This is a genomic window from Neobacillus thermocopriae, assembly GCF_010975035.1.
In the GTDB taxonomy this organism is placed as follows: domain Bacteria; phylum Bacillota; class Bacilli; order Bacillales; family Cytobacillaceae; genus Neobacillus; species Neobacillus thermocopriae.
Genome location: NZ_JAAIUV010000001.1, coordinates 171755 through 192989 on the forward strand (window position 1 = coordinate 171755; position 21235 = coordinate 192989).

A 21235-nucleotide genomic window follows, 5' to 3' on the forward strand; every position below is an offset into this window, starting at 1 on the left:
TTCATTAAGAATAGGATATTGTACTTGTACATTATAACTTGAGAACCTGAAAAAATTCAAAATGCATAGTAAAGAATCAAAAATAATGAGCTAAAACGCTCCCTACCATCATTGTTGTCACTGTATAGCATTAAATGGTAAGATGATAAAGAATATCAACTAATTTTTTGAAATTATTTCTTATAAAAAGAAGGTTATGAGTCTCGAAAAAGGAGCGTTCAATAGATGGTTGGAATTTTAAATAAAATTTTTGATATGAATAAACGTGAGCTCAAACGTTTAGATAAGCTTGCAACAAAAATTGATGCATTAGCAACAGAAACAGAAAGACTCACTGACGAACAACTCCGCGGGAAAACAGAGGAGTTTAAAGCAAGATACCAAAAGGGCGAATCCCTTGATGACTTGCTTGTAGAAGCTTTTGCCGTTGTCCGCGAAGGAGCCCGCCGCGTTCTTGGACTTTATCCGTATCATGTACAGTTAATGGGGGGAATTGCCCTTCATGAAGGAAATATTTCAGAAATGAAAACAGGGGAAGGTAAAACATTAACTGCTACCATGCCCGTTTACTTAAATGCCCTTGCCGGAAAAGGCGTGCACGTTGTGACGGTAAACGAATACTTAGCTAGCCGTGACGCACAAGAAATGGGCAAGCTGTACGAATTCTTAGGTCTGACAGTCGGTCTAAATTTGAACAGCATGGATAAAGACGAAAAGCAAAGAGCCTATGCCTGTGACATTACATACGGGACAAATAATGAGTTTGGCTTTGACTATTTGCGTGACAACATGGTTCTGTATAAAGAACAAAAAGTACAGCGCCCACTTTATTTTGCTGTTATTGACGAGGTCGATTCCATCCTTATTGACGAAGCACGGACACCGTTAATTATTTCAGGTACGGCTCAAAAATCTACGACCCTTTATTTACAAGCGAATGCGTTTGTCCGCACGTTAGAAAAAGATAAAGACTATACGTATGATGAAAAGACAAAAGCCGTTATTCTTACTGAGGAAGGAATCAGTAAGGCAGAGAAAGCTTTTGGAATTGAAAATCTTTTTGACATCAAACATGTGACCTTGAATCATCACATTAATCAGGCACTGAAAGCGAATGTAACTATGCATCGCGATGTAGATTACGTCGTTCAAGACGGAGAAATCATCATTGTTGACCAGTTTACCGGCCGCTTGATGAAAGGACGCCGCTATAGTGATGGCTTACACCAAGCGATTGAGGCAAAAGAAGGCGTTGAAATCCAAAATGAAAGCATGACAATGGCCACCATTACATTCCAGAATTACTTCCGGATGTATGAAAAATTAGCTGGAATGACGGGTACGGCCAAAACGGAAGAGGAAGAATTCCGTAATATTTATAATATGAATGTTATCGTCATCCCAACGAACAAACCAGTGATCCGGGATGACCGGCCAGATTTGATTTATGCGACCATGGAAGGAAAATTTCGCGCTGTTGTTGAGGATATTGCTGAACGTCATCAAAAAGGACAACCCGTCCTTGTCGGTACAGTGGCAATTGAAACGTCCGAATTAATTTCCAAGATGCTGATGAAAAAAGGCATTCGCCATAATGTATTGAATGCAAAAAACCACGCACGCGAAGCGGAAATTATCGCCGAAGCAGGACAGCGTGGAGCCGTCACCATTGCAACGAACATGGCAGGTCGTGGAACAGACATTAAGCTTGGCGAAGGTGTTCTTGAATTGGGCGGATTGGCTGTCATCGGTACCGAGCGCCATGAGAGCCGGCGAATTGACAATCAGTTGCGCGGTCGTTCCGGTCGTCAAGGGGACCCAGGGGTAACCCAGTTCTATTTATCAATGGAAGACGAATTAATGCGCCGTTTTGGCTCAGATAATATGAAAGCCATGATGCAGCGACTAGGCATGGATGATTCCCAGCCAATTCAAAGTAAAATGGTATCTCGAGCAGTAGAGTCTGCACAAAAACGCGTGGAAGGCAACAACTTTGACGCCCGTAAACAACTATTGCAATATGATGACGTACTTCGTCAACAACGGGAAATCATTTATAAACAGCGTGACCAAGTATTGGAATCAGATAATTTGCGTGAAATTGTGCAAAATATGATTTTAAGTTCAGTACAGCGCCATGTGGACGCTTTTGCTCCTCGTCATGCAGATGAGGAAGAGTGGAATTTGCAGGGGCTAGTCGACTATGTCCATGCGAACCTGCTTCCTGAAGGTGATGTGAAGCTAGAAGACCTTCGCGGCAAAGAGCCGGAGGAAATGGTCGAGTTAATCATGGCGAAGGTGAAAGAACGGTATGAAGAAAAGGAACAACTTCTTTCTCCGGAGCAAATGCGTGAATTTGAAAAAGTGGTTACATTAAGAGCAGTAGACTCCAAATGGATTGATCATATCGATGCGATGGATCAGCTTCGTCAAGGAATTCATCTTCGTGCCTATGGTCAAATTGATCCATTGCGCGAATACCAGCATGAAGGACTGGCTATGTTTGAGGCGATGATCGAAGCGATTGAAGATGAAACCGCGATGTATATCATGAAAGCGGAAATCCGTAACAACCTTGAACGTCAAGAAGTCGCCAAAGGACATGCGGTAAATCCGAAAGAAGGCGAAGGCGGTCCTGTTAAGAAAAAGCCGAAAGTTAATCAGATCAATATTGGGCGTAATGATCCATGTATCTGCGGTAGCGGCAAGAAGTACAAAAATTGTTGCGGTGCAGCAAGATAATTGGAACGATGTTTTTTTCATAAGCCGGCGATAATAACGCCGGCTTTTTTCACTTTTAAGGAGATTGTCCAAGGATAAAATCCTGAAAATGATGGAATATCAACAGAAGTTGGATAATCAGGGGAACCATCCATAAAAATAGGGGAAACCATTGGAATAATTGCTGATGGAATAAAAAGAACATACGAGAATCCAAAGATAATACGATGTGGATGAAGCATAAGCCAGAGAGCGAAGCCGTCAGGCCTCTCGATTCTAGCGATAATAGACAATTTGCTTTCCTATTCTTAAAATAAAAAACGCTGCCAAGAGCAAATCACTCTTGACAGCGACAATATGATTAATGTGCTTCAATTAAGCCGTAACGACCATCTTTCCGTTTATAAACAACATTGGTACGGTTTGTAACGGCATTTGTAAATACATAGAAATTATGCCCAAGCAAGTTCATTTGTAAGATCGCTTCTTCGCTATCCATCGGCTTAAGATCAAACCGCTTTGTACGGACAACCTCTAACTCTTCCTCATCAGAAGTATCATTTGTATTTGTCACAGAAAATTGGAAGTCCACATTTCCTTTTTCCCGGAATTTGCGGTTTACTTTTGTTTTATGCTTGCGGATTTGACGCTCAAGTTTGTCTGTGATAAGGTCGATCGCTGCATACATATCACTATTCGTTTCTTCTGCTCGTAAAACTAAATGTGGTAGTGGGATCGTTACCTCTACTTTAGAAGATTTATCTGGATTGAATCTAAGATTCACATTTACTTTCGCATCAGGCGCTTCGTTAAAATAACGCTCCAATTTTGAAATTTTCTTTTCTACATACTCTCTGATTGCTGGAGTTACCTCAATGTTCTCGCCACGTACGTGATAATTCATGTGTAGAGTCCTCCTTTATTTAAGGCTATGTTAATACATTTCGATTTAACACTATGATTATCCTGCTAAAATAGTACAAAAATTTTGTCGATTTTTTGACAAAACGCATAGGCAAATAGTACTTATTTTTAGCATAGCCATAAAAGCAAAAACTACTAAAGGAATGTACTACCTTATTTTATTGACCTGTAGAAGAACTGAACTTTAATATATCCTTTTGGACCTAGGAATGTAAAAAGAGCTTGCCTGACATGATACATGAAACCTACCTAGAAAATACTGGTCATCAATAGCACCATAACTGTCAAAAACTGTTCACCTTTGATGGACAAAATCGACAAAAACCATTATCTTCCTATGGTGATGGATTGAATGGTGGCGGCTCCTGCCTGTTTGAGGAGTTTGGCGGCGTGCCGTAGTGTGGATCCGGTTGTGTAGATGTCATCTACTAATAGGATTTTTTTTCCTTCTATTTGGGGATTGGGGAGAAGTTGGAATACTTGAGGCAGGTGGATTCTTTCAGTTCGTGACTTTTTAGATTGTTTTTCTGTATGGATTCGAGTGAGTATATTGGAAGGTTGAAGTCCTGCTTCTATTAAAATTGCCTCAGTCTGATTGAATCCACGCTCATATAACCGTTCCTCACTTAATGGAATCGGTACAAATACATCAACCACTAATCCTTGCACCTTTTTCCGAAACGATTCTGAAAATACTTTTACCAACATATAATCTCCCCGATATTTAAATTTCGCTATAACCTCTCTCAAAAACTCATTATAAACAAACATAGATGTATTTTTTTCAAGCACCCCTTGCCACTCGGGATCTTCCTCCCAACGGAAACAATCGTAACATACATCTTCGTCACGAAAAGGATTATCTATCTGCTGAAAAGGACGGCTGCAAATCCGGCATGTCTCTCCTTCTATTCGTTCAAACTTCCCCCTACAATCCGTACAAATGAAAGATTCTTTCTCAGGTGAAAATAAGGCTTTCCAGCTAATATCCGGCAGAATTCTCTCTTGACAAATATAACAATAATCCAAGAAAAAAAAGCTCAATAAAATCCCCCCTTTTGATTAGTTACACATCGATCAGACCACGTGCTATCCCCTCCCGATTCATCGAGACAATTTGTCTTTTTGCCTTTATCATTTCATTCGTTTTGCCATAATGAAAAAAGGTAACAACTCCTTTCGGATACTCCTTACTCCTTCCAGCACGACCGGCAATTTGCACTAAGGCACTTTCCGTAAATATTAAATCCTCCGCCCCGATGACAGCGACATCAATATTGGGAAAAGTAACCCCTCGTTCCAAAATTGTCGTAGTGAGAAGAAAAAGGATTTCTTTTTTGCGCATTCTTTGTACTTTATCTTTTCGACAAGGATCTTCCGCATGCACGGCTTCGGTGGCTGGTGCAAGCTTTTTTACAAGTGGGAGTGCTTCTTCCATTAAGGAAATATGGGGAAAAAAGAGGAGCGACTGTTTGTTGTTTTGCAAACGAGTCTTAATCCAGCATAAGACGTTTTCAGGAAGTTTTCCTTTACGAAGGGATTTTTTCCAGTTTCCGCACCAGACGAATTCAGGAACGGAGAGCGGATGACGATGGTACCTGGCCGGGATCGTGGTAAATGCTCTTTTTCCTGTCCGACATTCTCTCTGCCACTTTTCATTCGGAGTTGCGGTTAAGTAAATCATAGAAGATGTAAGCTTTCGTGCTTGAACGGCCGCATGTTGCAGGGCTTCCTCTACTGTATAGGGAAATGCATCCACTTCATCCAAAATCATTGCATCAAAGGCCTGGTAAAAGCGGAGCAATTGGTGGGTTGTGGCAATCGTTAGCGGGGCAAATACATGACGGTCCTCGCTCCCCCCATAAAGAGAAGCAATTGGGATATCAGGAAATGCGGACTTGAGTCGAGGTGTAAGCTCAAGAACTACGTCTGTTCTAGGAGTGGCAATACAAATTCTTTTTTTCGTAGCAAGTGCAGCCTCTATTCCTGCAAAGAGAACTTCCGTTTTTCCTGCCCCGCAAACGGCCCAAATCAACCACTCTTTATTTTGCAAGATGGCCTCCACCACCCGTTTTGATGCTTCCAGCTGACCTTGAGATAAGCTCCCTTGCCAAGCTAGGATTTTGGAAGGGAGAGGAGCATCAGGCATCGGCCCGTTCCAGCCGATTAGTGGTGTACATTCGCTAATCCTCCCCATCATTAAACAACGACGACAATAGATACAGGCTTCTTGGCATCTGGCACACGGATAAACGGCAAACCAGTATGGCTTCTTATTTCCACAACGAACACAATATGGCTTTTTCCCGGCTGTATACTTAATTCCCTTGCGATACGTTACATAGCCATTTTCATAATGTTCCTGAATTTCCTCTAGGGGAAAGGGAATATCGTCAAAAAGAAGCTGTTTACCTGAGAGCAGGAGTTGGAGTTTAGGATTAAATGGGTAATTGGGGTTTGGTTGTGGCTGGGGAATGAGATCCATTTGCGAAATTCTTTTGGATCCATTTGTGTTTGTTTTCTGTGGGATGAGTTTGTTATGGAATAGTATAAAACGCATCTATAGAAACCTTCTTTCTGATTGCTTATAGAAAAATAACTTTTTGATAACGAACTCACTATAAAGAAACAAGGACTTACAAAAAAGGGAGGTATCTTCTCTATCGGAGGGGAAAACAGTGCAATTGCTTGAACTGTTCATTAGAGACAGTGCCTAAATAATAAAGTGGAATACATGGAAGGTCATTGTTTAAAAACTCAATCACCATTAAATCTGACTATACTTAGTTTGATGATGGAGTTGTTTTAGAAGGTTATATAGTGGCATGGACAAGTTCACCATGGTAAAAAACTCCCTGTCCTTATTTCTTTTTAATTCTCGAATGTATGTAAAAATCCTGCTGAAAGGAGTCGAATTTTACGATTTTTCCGTAAAATTTGGATAACCTACATGAAATTCGACCGATTTCTGCTTCGTTTTTCATGCGAAAATACGAACGAGACAACTAAAAAATAAGAAACACGAAAAAGCTGGATAGCGATTCAATGTTGACCGACCATAAAGAGAAGCCATACGTCACTAGGGTGCATGTATGAGTTAAAAATCATACTCTTTAAAAATAAAAAACCATTCCGACCTAGTCGGAATGGCAGTTATTTTAACAGAATTATTTTTTGATCCAGCCCATGCCCATGGAGCCTTCGCCGAGATGGGTACCAATGACAGCGCCAAAGTAGCCAATGGAGAATTCAACATTTGGATACAGCTTTTCCAGCTCCGCTTTCCACTGATTTGCTTCTTCCTCACGATTGGCATGAATGATGACTGCTTGATAGTGGCCACCCAGTTTGGCGTCTTCACCAAGCAAGTCGGCGATCCTCTTCAATGCCTTTTTCCGTGTGCGGATTTTTTCAAATGGTACAATCACTTTGTCTACAAAATGAAGCAATGGTTTGACTTGAAGCAGGCTTCCAATAAAGGCAGCTGCTCCGGACAAACGGCCTCCACGCTGAAGATGGGAAAGGTCATCCACCATAAAATAAGCGCGGGCATCTTTCTTCAACTCTTCCAAGCGTGCGAGGATTTTTTCCGGTTCTTCTCCCCGAGAAGCCCATTCTGCTGCCTCCAATGCATAAAAACCTTGGACCATACAACTAATCTCCGAGTCAAATGGAAATACTTTAATTCCATCCACCATTGTGCTTGCAGTCACTGCACCTTGATACGTTCCACTGATGCCGCTTGATAAATGGATGCTAATGACGGCATCATAATCCTTTGAAAGCCTTTCAAACAGCTCGACAAATTGGCCAATCGGCGGCTGGGAAGTGGTTGGCAGCTCATTTGTTTTCACCATTTGATAAAACTGCTGCCAGTCCAAATCGACTTCTTCCTGATATACTTCATTTCCGAAGATCACATGTAATGGGATCATATGGATATTCCATTTATCACGTACTTCTTTTGGTATGTAAGCAGTACTATCTGTGACAATAGCCGTTTTCATATATTACTAACCATCCTTATTATCTACTTATAATATATGTACATTATTTTAAATGAAAAAGGATTAAAATGCATTCTTTTGTATGAAAGTCAAAAAAAGAAGAGCATGCCTATTGTAGCATGCCCTTTTATCGCACTTCCACCCAGCCGTTTTTTATGGCAACGACAACGGCTTGGGTACGGTCGTTTACATTCATTTTTTGTAAAATGTTGGATACATGGTTTTTAACTGTCTTTTCACTAATATATAGTGACTCTCCAATACCGCGGTTACTTTTTCCATCAGCAAGCATTTGCAAAACTTCACATTCGCGACGGGTTAATAAGTGCAATGGACGGCGAACTTCCATTCCATGGGAATATGAAGCTCCTTTGCTGACACCTGCAGCCAGTTTACGATACTCATTAACCAGATTATGAGTAACCTTAGGATGCAAGTAGGATCCTCCATCTGCTACTACCCGAACGGCTTCAATCAATGCATCCGCATCCATTTCTTTTAACAAATAGCCGCACGCTCCTGTTTTCAAGGCATGTGTTACATAATTTTCATCATCATGAATGGATAAAATGATGACCTTTGTATCAGGATATCTTTTCACCAGTTCACGAGTGGCTTCCACACCGTTCATTTGTGGCATATTAATATCCATGATGACAACATCAGGGCGATGCTCATCCACCAGTGCCACCGCTTCGTTGCCATCGTCTCCTTCCGCAACCACCTGAAACGTTTTTTCAAACTCGAGTATTCTTTTAACACCTTCTCTAAATAGTTGGTGATCATCAATAATCACAATTTTTGTTGTCATAATCCTGTGCCTCCCCTTAGTTCTTATCTATTAACTGATTCATTCTTAGTGGTACTTTAATCTTAACAATTGTTCCTTTGCCAATTTTGGAATCGAAGATGATTTCCCCACCAAGTAGGTCAACTCGCTCTCTCATCCCAATTAGACCGAACGAATTTGATTTCTTTTGTGAAAGATCAAATCCTTTTCCGTTATCCTTAATTTCGACACGAACAGCAGATTCAGTAATCTCCAATTGCACTTTAATTTGGCAGGCTTGCGCATGTTTCAATGCGTTTTGCACTGATTCCTGAATGAGACGGAATAAAGCCACCTCATAATTGCTTGGAAGCCTTTTTTCTAAGCCTAGATTGATAAATTCAATTTGCGGATGATAATTATGGTACTCTTCAATGGTTTGCAAATATTTTTTGAGTGTTGGAACTAGTCCTAAATCATCTAGCGCCATTGGACGCAGATCATAAATAATTCTGCGTACTTCATAGAGGGCTGAACGCACCATCTTCTTAAAGCTTTGAATTTCCGAAAAAATATCTTCCGTATTTTGCTCACGAATAACGCGCTCAATGATATCAGAACGAACAATAACATTCGCCAACATTTGTGCAGGACCATCATGAATTTCCCTTGAAAGTCGTTTACGTTCTTCCTCTTGGGCTTCAATAATCTTTAACCCCAAATCCTGTTTCGCTTTCGCAGTAGCAAACGCCTCACCAAATTGTTTTAAATCACTTTGCAAGTAATTCATTACAACAGATATTTGCGAGATGAGCTGTTCCGCCCGATCAATCGTTTCATTAATTCCAATCAGACGCTGCTCGAGCTCCTCTTTTTTTTCCATGAGCTGCTTTTTATATTGATTGTTAATGGATAAATCCATTTGCAGCTGGTGGGCCCTTTCATAAGCATTACGGACCTCTTCTTCGGTATATTTTTTAAAATTCATGCTTACTTCTGAAAGCTTTTGCCTTGCTTGAGCAACTTCTTCCTCCAGCTTGCTACCTTCTTTCAAAAGCGTCGTCATCGTCTGTTCGATCTCCGCTAATTCATTAGTAACATTTTCATAATGCTGACGACATGTCTCACTAATTTGAAAAATATCACTTTTACTGCATGTCACGGTTTCAATCATTTCTTCTCTAATATCATCAATCGATTTCACTTTCGACAAATTCATACTCATTCCTCCGGGGCCATTTTCCATTAGGCCTTACCATCCTTTTCATCGCTTGAACCATTTTGCTAAAAACGGTCTCCAAACGACAACAACCTCAATTTCATAAAAAAGTAGTATAATAATTCTAGTACTCTACTACATATAGCCTAACAAAAATGTTCACTTACCTATTATATCATTCGAAGGTTACATCCATATTAAAGGTATATTAAATAATTTTTTTATAAAGGTACATTTTCTTACTCGATTAATAGCATAGCATAAAAATTCATGAAAGGAGTCTAATAGCCTAAAATGCTTTCTAAATATTTAACAGTAAAAGAATACGGAGAACACGAAATTATCATTCAAAAATCTCGCTTTATCGCGCATGTAAAAAGAACAGAAACAGAGCAAGACGCCCAGGAATTCATTCAAAAGATTAAGAAAAAACATTGGAATGCTACCCACAACTGTTCCGCCTATTTAATTGGAGAGCACGATCAAATTCAAAAAGCAAATGATGATGGTGAACCAAGTGGCACGGCTGGGGTACCAATCCTAGAGGTCTTGAAAAAAAGACAGCTAAAGGATACAACCGTTGTTGTCACTCGCTATTTTGGCGGAATAAAACTCGGCGCCGGCGGTCTTATTCGTGCTTATGGTAAAGCAACTTCAGAAGGTCTTGACGCGACAGGTATAGTCCAAAGACGACTCGTACAAGTGATGCAGGTGAAAATTGATTACACTTGGCTTGGAAAAATTGAAAAAGAACTGCGTGCCTCTGAATATAAAATTAAAGATATCCATTATTTAGATATTGTTCAAGTAGAGGTTTATGTTGATGAAAGCCAAATTAATACGTTTTCTGAATGGATGGTTGAACTGACCAATGGCCAATGTACCATCGAAAAAGGAGAAACCCTTTATCTTGAAGAAGATTTTATTAAATAAATGTAGTCTTTAGGAGAATTATATTAGTACAAATAGAACAAGACAATTGGGAAAATTTATAGAAATGATAATCCTTTTTACATAAGTAAAAAGGCAAAGGACTCATGCGACATTTTTTATGAGTCCTTTTTTATCTGTTTTTTACTGTATTTGTTCTTAGGGTTTGTAAAATATTTAAGATTGGACGATAATTCCTGCCAACAAGGCCGATTTTTTCCGCAATGATTTCAATCATGATGATGACAACAGCAATTAAGAAAATGGCGCCTCCGATTCGAGCCTGGGAATAGATAACAGCAATTAAACCAAAAAAGGCAGACATGGCATAGATAAGCAGGACTGTTTGCCGATGAGAATAGCCCATGCGGAGCATACAATGATGGAGGTGCTGTTTATCAGGGGCACCTAACGGCTTCTTATGAATCACCCTGCGGAGGATGGCAAAAAACGTATCTGAAATTGGAACAGCCAAAATAATCACCGGAATAACAAACGAAATAAAGGTTACATTTTTATAACCAAGCAGCGAAAGAACAGATATGATATACCCTAAAAATAAAGCACCTGTATCTCCCATAAAAATGCTTGCGGGATGAAAATTGTAAATTAAAAAACCAATGGTACTCGTAAGTACAATGAGCCCAACAGCCATAACATAAAAATTCCCTTGAATGATAGCCATTCCCGAAATGGTGATTAAAGCGATAGAGGATACGCCCGCAGCAAGGCCGTCAAGCCCATCGATTAAATTGATGGAATTCGTGATCCCAACAATCCAAATGATCGTAAAGGGAATACTTAAAAAACCAAATTGAAGCTGCCCGCCAAATGGGAGATTAATGAAGTCGACTTGCAAATTTCCCCAAAAAACGACGATACAGGCGGCAGCCAGTTGGCCGATAAGCTTATACTTGGCAGATAATTCGAATAGGTCATCCAAAATGCCTGTTATAAGGATGATAAAGCTACCAACTAAAATAGCTAAGGAGAATTGGTTCACCGGGTGAACAAGCAGCATTCCAATCATAAAACTAATATAGATCGCTAATCCCCCTAGCCTGGGCATGACCGTTTGATGAACTTTACGTTGATTCGGACGGTCAGTTGCACCGATTAGAAAAGCAAATTTTTTGATAAATGGTGTAATAAAAACGGAAAGAGCAAAACATATAATTAAAGTCATATACAGCATCGGAACCATCCTCCTTGCTAGTCAGTTTGTCCATTAAACAGAAAACAAAAACAAGAAGGAGATAGTAAAAATCGGTAAATAAGACGGGGGGGTTGTGACGCCTGTTATTCATAATAGGTTTAGTTTCATTTCCATTTATTTCCTCTATCTGAATAAAAAAAGAGGCCATTCCCAAAGGAATAACCTTTTTTGACATGAGTTTATCCAATCCATGCTCCATCTTTACCAACTCTATAACCGTTAATGACAGTGTTCACAGCCATTTCACCATTTGGATATAGGTAGTACCACTTCGTTCCATCCTGAATCCATCCTGTTTTCATATCCCCGTTTATTTTATCCAAGAAGTACCATTTGCCACCAAGATAGATCCAACCGGTTTGCATTTCACCATGGCTGTTAAAGAAGTACCACTTGCCATTGATCTTTGCCCAATTGACCTTCATATCGCCATTGATGGCATCCAAGTAGTACCATTTCCCTTTTTCTTTGTGCCAGCCTGTTTTCATGTCACCATGGCTGTTAAAGAAGTACCACTTGCCATTGATCTTTGCCCAGTTGACCTTCATATCACCGTTTGTAGCATCCAGATAGTACCATTTACCCTTTTCTTTGTACCAACCGGTTTGCATGATACCTTCTTCATTAAAGAAATACCACTTACCATTTATTTGTTCCCAGCCAGTTACTTTGTTACCATTTTGGTCAAAGTAATACCAATGACCATTCAGGTTTATCCACTTGTGAGTGAGGTTCACTTTGAGATGTCGACCTTCGATTTTGGCTGAGATTGGGCCATTTTGTGCCTTTACATAGTTTACCAACCCTTCTAAATCAGTAGGGCCAATCACCTTATCCTTACCATCAAGCAATGCCGTATAATTGTCCCCGCCACCTGCCATGAAATTATTAACAGTGACTGTGTATTCTGCATCTTCTTCAAGTAAACTTCCATCAGGAAGGTAAATATCAAGAACTTTTTCACCATATGGCAGTTCATTGCTCCATGTATAGCTCAACCCAGAAATTTGTAGCATACGAACTTTTTCAGGATTAAATTGTTGATTTAATAATTCTCTTATTTTTGCTCCCGTTAACGTCATTTTCACTAAATCATTGCCAAATGGCTGGATCGTAAATAGTTCACCCCAAGTAATTTCACCAGCATTTAAATTGGCACGGATTCCTCCTGGATTCATAAATGCAAAATCCGTATTCATTTCCGCCCGCATAGAATCAGCTATTAGGTTTCCTAAAGTAGACTCACCGTGCTCATTTTGTTCACCCGTTAATTCTGTTGCAGCTACTCCAACTACTTCATTGATAATTGGTTCGACATCGTCAACAAACGTTTCTACCATTTCCTTTATTTCAGGATCTGGTGTTACACCTTCTTGGAAGGTTGTAATGATTTCAGCCTTTTTGTTTACAATATCCTTTGTTTCAGGGTCAATTTCAAGATCAACATCGGCAATTGCAGTACCAGAAGAATAAGCTTGTACAAGTAACTTATTATCAACTGTTGCATTTAAGTATCTATGGTCGTGAGCACCAAAAATGATGTCTACTTCATCATCTACTTGGTTTGCAAAGTCAACCACTTCTCCTACTGCACCAGTACCATCTGTATTGGAATATCCTGGATTATGTGCTAAAACAACAATTGCTTTCACCCCTTGGGCTTTCAGTTCTTTTGTGTATTTGTTAATGGCTTCTACTTCATCCGTAAACGTCACGCCTTCCACACCGCTTGGAATGACAATGCTTGGTGTATCTGAGTAAACAACCCCGATAAAACCAATTTTTACTCCGCCTACTTCCACAACCTTGTATGGATCAAGAAGGGGTTTATTCGTATTTTTGTCAATGACGTTTGCCGCCACATATGGGAAGTCAGCCCCTTCAAATACCCCATATTTCTCTTTTGTAACAGGATGCTCCCCGCCATGAATGAGGCGAAGCATTTCTTTTACACCTTCATCGAATTCATGGTTACCAAGGGTCCCCAAATCAAACCCAAGTTTATTCAAGATCTTGATTGTAGGCTCATCTTGCAGTAAGGCTGAAGCTGGTGAACTTGCGCCAACGGCATCCCCAACATGGACTAACAATGTATTAGGGTTGGTTGCTTCACGTTCTTTTAAATAAGCAGCCAAGTAATCCGCACGTCCAACCGGCTTTCCATTGACAGTTTTGGTTATATCAATTTGACCATGGAAATCATTGATGCCTAATATCTGAACTTGAACATTTTCATTTGGAGTTGGAACTTTTTCTTGTACTAATTCATATAGTCGATACCCTGCCTTCGTTTTGGATGCTCCAAGGTCTTTTACATTTGGTGTTTCATTAAGATAAGCCAAGGCATCTGGAGAAGAGTGAAATACTAATTTGGCCTTTCCTCCTACCGGAGCAATTTGCCAGTTATTATCAGGTGCTGGATGGATCGTGCCTTTTGAAGAGATATAGTCCATGAGGATTTGACGGTTTTCAAATGGAGAGTCAACTACCACTTTTGCATTTTTTAATTCAGCTAATCCGCCGCTTCCTCCTGCACGATAATTATTGGTAGCTACTATATACTTTCCATTCGGGTCAACTGGTGTACCGTCAAGTAATGTTAAGTTCATCACACGTTGTCCTGCTGGTTTTGTTACATCAATTTGATATTTAACTCCATCTAATACATCATAGTTATATGGACGGAAGTCGTAATCCAGTAATTCTTGATAGCCTTCCTTGTTCGGATCAATGGTATTGAATTGTTCAGCTGATTTTTCAATCCATCGTTTTACTTGATCACCTGTGACTTCCAAAGCTTTTAATGTATTATCAAACAAATACAAGTCTGCTGCACTCTTAATGGAAACATCACCTTTGGCAATGTTGGTATAGTCCCCTACTCCTCCACGTCCTCCTTTAAATGGAGCAGCAGCAGAAAGGACAGGAACATCCTTATATTCTGGTGCATTTTTTTCGATCCACTTTTTCACATAATCCATTTGCGCAGCGTTTACAATTTGAGTGACCGCATCGTCCATCACGCGAGTAAAGAAACTGTGCATAGGGATTTTCGTTTCACCAATTTTGCTACGAACGTAATCAAGGGTCGCTTGGTGCTCATCTTTTATATCTTTCACAATTTTTTCGTCTTCGGCCGTATGGGCATCGACTGGACGAGTGGCTGCTTTGGAATTTTCTTTGTCAACCTTCCATTTACCATTTTTATCTTGAACAAGAGCTAAATCGAGAACACCCAAGTTATTTCCCCAATAGCCGGCTTCTACTGCATGGATCCCATTAATAGTGCCCTTCTTTTGATCAATTCCAGACTTGTCTTGAAAGGAAACATCTTCAGGAAATCTTAAGTGTGCATGTCCAAATAGCATTGCATCAATGCCTTCTACTTTTGTTAAATCATAGACTGCATTTTCTGCCAATTCTTGACCTTCCGACGTAATGTCACAGCCTGAATGAGCAATGGCGACAATCACGTCAGCGCCCTCTTTCTTCATTTTTGGTATATATTTCTTCGCTTCAGCCACAATATCTTTTACAATCACTTTACCAGCTAAGTGATCTTTATCCCATTGCATAATTTGTGGAGGTGCAAATCCAATGACCCCAACTTTTATACTATGTTCTTGTCCGTTATCATCAATAATTTTTTTATCGATTATTTGATAAGGAGTAAAGTAATTTTTATCATTGGAAGGGTCATTATCTTGATCATCATGATAAATGTTAGCATTCACAATCGGAAACTTTGCTTCTTCTAACACATCGTTCAGATAATCCAAACCATAGTTAAACTCATGATTGCCAACAATTCCGGCATCATAATCTAGGTAATTCATAGCTTTGAAGATGGGATGCGTTTCGTCCGGACCTAGTCTATTAACCTTCGCTACATAGCTTGCAAGCGGATTGCCTTGGATGGTATCACCCGCATCAAATAACATAGAGTTTTTTACTTGTTCCCGTGCCTGCTTAATTAATGTTGCTGTTTTCGTTAATCCATAGTCAGTTACAGGTGTATCTTTAAAATAATCATATGACATAATATTGGAGTGTAAATCGGTAGTTTCCAAGATACGCAGAGTAGCTGTAGGAGACGTTTCATCAGTTCCTTCTGCTTGAACCACACTTGGTAAAACATTGTACGGAATTCCCGAAAACACTAACAGTGAAACCAAAGAAGTAGTAAGGATTCTTCTTTTCATACTTCTTCTTATTTTCCTTCTCACACCTTTTCCGCCTTTCACCAATAATTTATGGCCTACAACATTATTCTACTAATTATTTTCCAAGATTAATAGATATTTCTAAAAATTAGGAAATTTATAGTGATTTTGGTGGGGTATAATTGAAAAAAACTCTAAATAATATAAATCTAGATTTGGTGAATGTAACATCTATACGTAGAATGGCGTCTAATTAAAGGGAAAATCAGAAATAATAGCAAAACCATAAAGGAGGCGTCATCATCGAATTCGACACAAATTATCAATTTACGCAAGAAATAAAAAAAGGTAAAATAAAAATAATTCTTGTTTTAATTTAACTTACATAATTTTAAAGGAGTTAGGATATGTCCGAATATCAACGCCTACAGCGGATAAAACTAAAAAAGAGGAAAGTCCGTAAAAAACGAGTATTACTATGGGTTTTTGTCCCTTTACTTATTATTCTCTTAAGTGGTGCTGGTTACGCAACTTACTTAATGAAAAAAGCAGAATCCGTTTTAAATAAATCGTATCAGCCTGTCAAAGCCACTTCCATGCGTGAGACCATGATAAATCCAGATATGGATAATATCTCAATCCTCCTAATTGGTGTGGATACAAGTAAAAGTCGTGAAAAATTATACGGAGATGCAGTCCGCTCAGATGCTCTAATGGTAGCAACCTTAAATCAAAAGGAAAAATCCGTAAAACTGTTGAGCATCCCTCGCGATTCCTATGTCCATATTCCCGGAAGAAAAAAGAATGACAAAATAAATCATGCTCATGCCTACGGCGGAACGAAACTAACGATTGAAACAGTTCAAGAGTTACTAGATATTCCGATCGACTATTATGTTAAAATGAACTTTTATGCATTTATTGATATAGTCGATGCCCTTGGAGGCATTAAAGTAGAAGTACCTTATGAAATTTCTGAAAAAGACTCAGAGGACAATCATGAAGCCATTCACTTGAAGCCTGGTTTACAAACCTTAAACGGTGAAGAAGCCTTAGCCCTAGCAAGAACACGCCATAAAGATTCTGATTATATGAGAGGCAAAAGACAGCAAGAAATCCTTAAAGCGATTCTTAAAAAAGCCGTTTCCGTCCAGTCGATTACAAAACATGGAAAATTAATTGAAGCGGTAGGCGATAACATGACAACCAATATGTCATTTAGTGAAATGAAATCCTTAATAGATTATGGACTTGCTGGTAAGGGACTTTCTGTTGATACCGTTAACCTGGCAGGTTCAGATGAATATATTAATGGCATTTATTATTATAAGCTTGATGAAGAATCCCTTGAACAAACCAAATCCATTTTACAATCACATTTAAATGATTCGGAAAATACAGCAACTGCCGAAGACGACACAGAATCAGAATCTGACCGTCCAATTTCCATTAACGAGAAAATAAACATTGAATAATAAAAAAAGTAGTAGCGGCCGTATCTAATTCTATGATACGGCCGCTTTTTTCTTCCTACCCTAAACTCATTTAGTACAATTTTCCTCATCCGAAGATTGTGATATAATGTCTTGGGCATTTTATCCTATTGTTCTAAAAAAATATAAAATTGCTATATTTTCCAAAGAAAATTGAGTATTTTAACATCCATGTTCAGATTTAAACAAAGATAAAAATTAAATTTGGAGGTGTTACCATGGAAATAGCTATACTAGTCCCTTGTTATAATGAGGAACAAACAATTGGTAAAGTTATTGATGATTTTAAAAGAGAACTTCCGGATGCAAAGATTTATGTTTATGACAATAACTCTTCTGACCGAACATATGAAATCGCACAACAACATGGAGCAATTGTAAAAAAGGAAACCATGCAGGGAAAAGGAAACGTGGTTCGCTCTATGTTTAGAGAAATTGATGTGGATATTTATGTCATGGTAGATGGAGACGATACCTATCCAGCAGAGTTTGTCCATGAGATGATTAAACCAATCATGAACAAAGAGGCAAACATGGTTATTGGAGACCGTTTGTCTAATGGTACATATTTTAATGAAAATAAACGCATGTTTCATAATTTTGGAAATAATTTAGTGAAAAATCTCATTAATTTCCTATACAAAAGTGATATTAAAGATATTATGACAGGATACAGAGCGTTTGATAAATTATTCGTTAAATCGATGCCGATCATGAGCCCCGGATTTGAAATTGAGACAGAAATGAGTTTACATGCACTTGATAAGAGGTTTAAGATCGTAGAGGTGCCTATTGATTATCGAGACCGTCCTGAGGGAAGTGAATCTAAACTTAATACCTTTTCTGATGGAATAAAGGTAATCAATATGATTTTTACTTTATTTAAGGAATTTAAACCATTTCAATTTTTTTCCCTTTGGTCCTCTGTTTTATTAATTTTGGGACTTGCTGTGGGCCTTCCCGTAATCTATGAATTTATCAAGACTGATTATATTACTAAAGTGCCGTCTGCTGTTCTAGCAGTTGGATTGGTCATTTTGGCTGTGCTTTTATTTGCCGTAGGCTTAATCTTAGATACCATTTCTTCTCTAAATAAAAAACAATATGAAATGGAGATCATTCGACTATCCTCTAAATATGGAGGGAAAGAATGAGAAACTACATCCATTTTGTTGTAATACTTTTTATTTCTTTATTATCAACAGCAGCGATTTTTTTCTTTTATTTTCCGATTAGAAATGTACCAATTCCATTTTTGATGATAGGATTTTTACTGATAAGTGGTGTGTACACTACTTTTTATAGAAAATGTCTACGTGATAAGATGTTATTTGCTAAAAAGCAACCTTGGTTTTTGATTTTTTCTTCTGCCCTTCTGGCGATCCTATTTTTAGTCAGTACGAAGGGACCACAGCAATATTTATTGGATAATTCAACTATTATAATTGGCTTAACCTACATTGGCAGCTTTTTATTCGTTGCTAGCTGTATCGGCTTGATCATATCTTTTAACATGAATTTAGAAAACAGAAACCTAAAACAGCCTAAGATTCAAGACTTTTTATTATATTTCTTCATTCCATTTTTAACTGGAATCGTTTATTTCATTGGTTTTTACCCAGCAGGGATGTCTCCGGATTCCTTGTCCTCATGGGATCAAGCTCATACAAAAGTATTTAATGATTGGCATCCTATCGTTTTCACCTGGCTGATTATGGTGCTGTCCTATATTTGGGATTCACCTGCCATAGTCAGCTTGTTTCAAATTACTATATTATCTTTAATACTCGGTTATTCCTTTTACCAATTTCAATATTTAGGAGTTAGGAAGTCCATTCTAACGCTTACTAGTATGATAATTGCCTTCATCCCTTCCTATGGCATTTTCAACATTATTATTTGGAAGGATGTACTTTTTAGTGGTAGTTTACTAATTTTTACCGTAACTTTATACCTAATTGTACATTCAAAAGGAAAATGGCTTACAAGCAAAGGGAATATTTTTATTTTTTTTCTATCCTCTTTTGGAGTGGTATTTTTAAGACATAATGGCTTCCCAATTTTTGTATTAACGATGATTGCATTGTTGCTTCTTTATTGGAGAGCAGTTTGGAAAATCGCCGGACCTATCTTCTTATTATTAGTTGTTTCTCATCAAATATTAACTGGGCCAATTTTTACTTATTTAAATGTTAAACCATCTGATCCAAATGAGGCATTGTCTATTCCAACACAACAAATTGCAAATATTATTAAAAACGATGGAAATTTAACAAAAGAACAATTAGAGTATTTCGATAGTATATTTCCAATTGAGATGTGGAAGGAAAAATATTTACCACATACAGTCGATCCAATTAAATTTTCCTGGAATGATTATAATCGTTCAGTAATTTACGAAGATTTTCCAAAATATTTCCGAATGTGGGGAGAAGCAGTTGTCCAAAACCCTTCATTAGCAATGGAAGCCTTTATTAAACAAACAGCCTTAGTATGGCAAATGAGCACTCCTCAATATGGATATACTTCCACCTACATTAATTTAATAATGGAAAACGATTATGGCTTGAAAAGCGCTCCTATCAGTTCCACTGTAAATTCAAGTTTAAATCAATATCTGGAGCTTTCTAAACATTTACCGTTAATAAAATTAGTTTGGCGCCCAGCATTTTATGGGTTTATTATCTTGCTTTTTTCAGTTGCCATTATTAAGAAGCATGGTTGGAAATCAATGATCATTATTTTTCCTTTTCTCTTAAACATGCTTTCAGTCATGGCAGCACTGCCTGCTCAGGATTTTCGCTATTTATTCGCTAACGTACTCATTAGCTTTGTAATACCTTTAATCGCCTGTATCAATCCTAAACAAATTGAGGAATCAAAATGAAAGAAAATATGACTTTCAAATTAAATTCGAATTTCGTTGGTATTGGTTTAATGATTTTATCAGCATTCTGCACCGCTTTCGGACAATTATTCTGGAAGCTATCTCATGCTACCTTAAATATGGAATTAATCATTGGATTTATCCTTTATTTTCTGGGGGCTGTTACTATGACTATTGCCTTTCGATTCGGTAATCTTTCTATTTTGCATCCATTATTAAGTATCGGATATGTAATTAGTCTGATTCTTGGGGTACTTTTTCTTAATGAAACGATTAGTCTGAATGCCATTATAGGTGTTATTTTCATTATTAGTGGGGTTTTCATTATTGGTGGTGAGTCCCATTAATTATTTATTATTGGGTATCATGACACTATTAGGTTCATTCGGGGGATTTTTTTTAAAAAAGGCTAGTTCATCGGGAAAATCCCGCATCCCCCAATTGTTTATTTTTCTAATGATTGGCGGAGTCTTTTATTTAATTGGCAGTATCATTAATATTTATTTATTAAAGAAACTTCCTTACACCATTGTATTTCCGCTTACATCCGTAACGTACTTTTGGACCATTTTGATTTCAAGACTTTTACTAAATGAAAAAATAACAAATAAAAAGCTACTAGGGGTAGTTCTTATCTTAATCGGTTGCATCTTCTTATCCCTCAATAGATGAATAAGAAAAAGCAATTGTTCAAGGTAGCAGCGTATGGCCTCCGCCTAAAAGTAAGTACTTTTAGATTTGGCAAGGCTTATGCCACTACCTTCTTTTAGTGGTCTCTAAAACGGGGAGACACACGGAAACAATGAATGAGGGAAGAGCAATAACGGCTAAGGAAGCTTGCACAAGACCCATTCCCGAAATCAAAAAGATACGTACATAAATAAAAAAGAGCCTAATCCTTTGAGG

The 21235-nt window shown here is 38.2% G+C and carries 16 protein-coding genes; 7 read left to right on the forward strand and 9 right to left on the reverse strand.

Going from position 1 to position 21235, the window contains the following annotated elements:
* Nucleotides 1–225 precede the first annotated feature (225 nt).
* Nucleotides 226–2742 carry a preprotein translocase subunit SecA gene (secA, locus tag G4Z05_RS00935; RefSeq protein ID WP_163250038.1) on the forward strand — a complete coding sequence of 839 codons (2517 nt, stop codon included), beginning with the start codon at nucleotides 226–228 and terminating at the stop codon, nucleotides 2740–2742.
* 17 nt (nucleotides 2743–2759) lie between these two features.
* On the opposite strand, the gene G4Z05_RS00940 is transcribed toward secA, so the two are convergent.
* The 7 genes from G4Z05_RS00940 to G4Z05_RS00970 form a co-directional block, all read right to left on the reverse strand.
* Nucleotides 2760–3014 carry a hypothetical protein gene (locus G4Z05_RS00940; protein ID WP_163250040.1) on the reverse strand — a complete coding sequence of 85 codons (255 nt, stop codon included), beginning with the start codon at nucleotides 3012–3014 and terminating at the stop codon, nucleotides 2760–2762.
* A gap of 68 nt (nucleotides 3015–3082) precedes the next feature.
* Nucleotides 3083–3625 (reverse strand): ribosome hibernation-promoting factor, HPF/YfiA family, encoded by a 543-nt coding sequence (hpf, locus tag G4Z05_RS00945; protein ID WP_038537382.1) that lies wholly within the window; start codon nucleotides 3623–3625, stop codon nucleotides 3083–3085.
* Between the two features lie 347 nt (nucleotides 3626–3972).
* A complete protein-coding gene (locus G4Z05_RS00950; RefSeq protein ID WP_163250042.1) occupies nucleotides 3973–4689 on the reverse strand; it encodes a ComF family protein in 717 nt (238 codons plus the stop codon).
* 22 nt (nucleotides 4690–4711) lie between these two features.
* Nucleotides 4712–6205 carry an ATP-dependent helicase ComFA gene (locus G4Z05_RS00955; RefSeq protein ID WP_163250044.1) on the reverse strand — a complete coding sequence of 498 codons (1494 nt, stop codon included), beginning with the start codon at nucleotides 6203–6205 and terminating at the stop codon, nucleotides 4712–4714.
* Nucleotides 6206–6812: 607 nt separating this feature from the next.
* Nucleotides 6813–7652 (reverse strand): DegV family protein, encoded by an 840-nt coding sequence (locus G4Z05_RS00960; RefSeq protein ID WP_163250046.1) that lies wholly within the window; start codon nucleotides 7650–7652, stop codon nucleotides 6813–6815.
* Nucleotides 7653–7779: 127 nt separating this feature from the next.
* Nucleotides 7780–8463 carry a response regulator transcription factor gene (locus G4Z05_RS00965; protein WP_163250048.1) on the reverse strand — a complete coding sequence of 228 codons (684 nt, stop codon included), beginning with the start codon at nucleotides 8461–8463 and terminating at the stop codon, nucleotides 7780–7782.
* A 16-nt stretch (nucleotides 8464–8479) separates the two neighbouring features.
* A complete protein-coding gene (locus G4Z05_RS00970; protein ID WP_163250050.1) occupies nucleotides 8480–9640 on the reverse strand; it encodes a sensor histidine kinase in 1161 nt (386 codons plus the stop codon).
* Between the two features lie 294 nt (nucleotides 9641–9934).
* Here G4Z05_RS00970 and G4Z05_RS00975 point away from each other — a divergent pair, with 294 nt between their 5' ends.
* Complete coding sequence (locus G4Z05_RS00975; protein ID WP_163250052.1) at nucleotides 9935–10573, forward strand: YigZ family protein; 639 nt, start codon at nucleotides 9935–9937, stop codon at nucleotides 10571–10573.
* 130 nt (nucleotides 10574–10703) lie between these two features.
* Here G4Z05_RS00975 and G4Z05_RS00980 read toward each other — a convergent pair whose 3' ends face one another.
* On the reverse strand, nucleotides 10704–11765 hold the full coding sequence (locus G4Z05_RS00980; RefSeq protein ID WP_163250054.1) for a glycosyltransferase family 4 protein: 1062 nt from the start codon (nucleotides 11763–11765) through the stop codon (nucleotides 10704–10706).
* Between the two features lie 200 nt (nucleotides 11766–11965).
* Nucleotides 11966–16012 carry a bifunctional 2',3'-cyclic-nucleotide 2'-phosphodiesterase/3'-nucleotidase gene (locus G4Z05_RS00985; RefSeq protein ID WP_163250056.1) on the reverse strand — a complete coding sequence of 1349 codons (4047 nt, stop codon included), beginning with the start codon at nucleotides 16010–16012 and terminating at the stop codon, nucleotides 11966–11968.
* Nucleotides 16013–16356: 344 nt separating this feature from the next.
* On the opposite strand from G4Z05_RS00985, the gene G4Z05_RS00990 reads away from it, so the two are divergent.
* The 5 genes from G4Z05_RS00990 (at nucleotide 16357) to G4Z05_RS01010 (ending at nucleotide 21001) form a co-directional block, all read left to right on the forward strand.
* Nucleotides 16357–17424 (forward strand): LCP family protein, encoded by a 1068-nt coding sequence (locus G4Z05_RS00990; RefSeq protein ID WP_163250058.1) that lies wholly within the window; start codon nucleotides 16357–16359, stop codon nucleotides 17422–17424.
* Between the two features lie 236 nt (nucleotides 17425–17660).
* Nucleotides 17661–18596: a glycosyltransferase family 2 protein gene (locus G4Z05_RS00995; RefSeq protein WP_163250060.1), complete on the forward strand. Its 936-nt coding sequence runs from the start codon at nucleotides 17661–17663 to the stop codon at nucleotides 18594–18596.
* Nucleotides 18593–20329 (forward strand): DUF6020 family protein, encoded by a 1737-nt coding sequence (locus tag G4Z05_RS01000; RefSeq protein ID WP_163250062.1) that lies wholly within the window; start codon nucleotides 18593–18595, stop codon nucleotides 20327–20329. The genes G4Z05_RS00995 and G4Z05_RS01000 overlap by 4 nt, the downstream gene beginning before the upstream one ends.
* Nucleotides 20326–20676, forward strand: a complete 351-nt coding sequence (locus tag G4Z05_RS01005) for an EamA family transporter (RefSeq protein WP_163250064.1) — start codon at nucleotides 20326–20328, stop codon at nucleotides 20674–20676. Before G4Z05_RS01000 ends, G4Z05_RS01005 begins: the two co-directional genes overlap by 4 nt.
* 19 nt (nucleotides 20677–20695) lie before the next feature.
* Nucleotides 20696–21001, forward strand: a complete 306-nt coding sequence (locus G4Z05_RS01010) for an EamA family transporter (protein WP_163250125.1) — start codon at nucleotides 20696–20698, stop codon at nucleotides 20999–21001.
* The last annotated feature ends 234 nt before the right edge of the window (nucleotides 21002–21235 follow it).

Coding starts and splice junctions, on each gene's coding strand:
- G4Z05_RS00975 (WP_163250052.1), top strand. CDS start 9,935: ATGCTTTCTAAATATTTAACAGTAAAAGAATACGGAGAACACGAAATT.
- G4Z05_RS00970 (WP_163250050.1), bottom strand. CDS start 9,640: ATGAATTTGTCGAAAGTGAAATCGATTGATGATATTAGAGAAGAAATG.
- hpf (WP_038537382.1), bottom strand. CDS start 3,625: ATGAATTATCACGTACGTGGCGAGAACATTGAGGTAACTCCAGCAATC.
- G4Z05_RS01010 (WP_163250125.1), top strand. CDS start 20,696: ATGACACTATTAGGTTCATTCGGGGGATTTTTTTTAAAAAAGGCTAGT.
- G4Z05_RS00990 (WP_163250058.1), top strand. CDS start 16,357: ATGTCCGAATATCAACGCCTACAGCGGATAAAACTAAAAAAGAGGAAA.
- G4Z05_RS00995 (WP_163250060.1), top strand. CDS start 17,661: ATGGAAATAGCTATACTAGTCCCTTGTTATAATGAGGAACAAACAATT.
- G4Z05_RS00960 (WP_163250046.1), bottom strand. CDS start 7,652: ATGAAAACGGCTATTGTCACAGATAGTACTGCTTACATACCAAAAGAA.
- G4Z05_RS00965 (WP_163250048.1), bottom strand. CDS start 8,463: ATGACAACAAAAATTGTGATTATTGATGATCACCAACTATTTAGAGAA.
- G4Z05_RS01000 (WP_163250062.1), top strand. CDS start 18,593: ATGAGAAACTACATCCATTTTGTTGTAATACTTTTTATTTCTTTATTA.
- G4Z05_RS00955 (WP_163250044.1), bottom strand. CDS start 6,205: ATGCGTTTTATACTATTCCATAACAAACTCATCCCACAGAAAACAAAC.
- secA (WP_163250038.1), top strand. CDS start 226: ATGGTTGGAATTTTAAATAAAATTTTTGATATGAATAAACGTGAGCTC.
- G4Z05_RS01005 (WP_163250064.1), top strand. CDS start 20,326: ATGAAAGAAAATATGACTTTCAAATTAAATTCGAATTTCGTTGGTATT.
- G4Z05_RS00980 (WP_163250054.1), bottom strand. CDS start 11,765: ATGCTGTATATGACTTTAATTATATGTTTTGCTCTTTCCGTTTTTATT.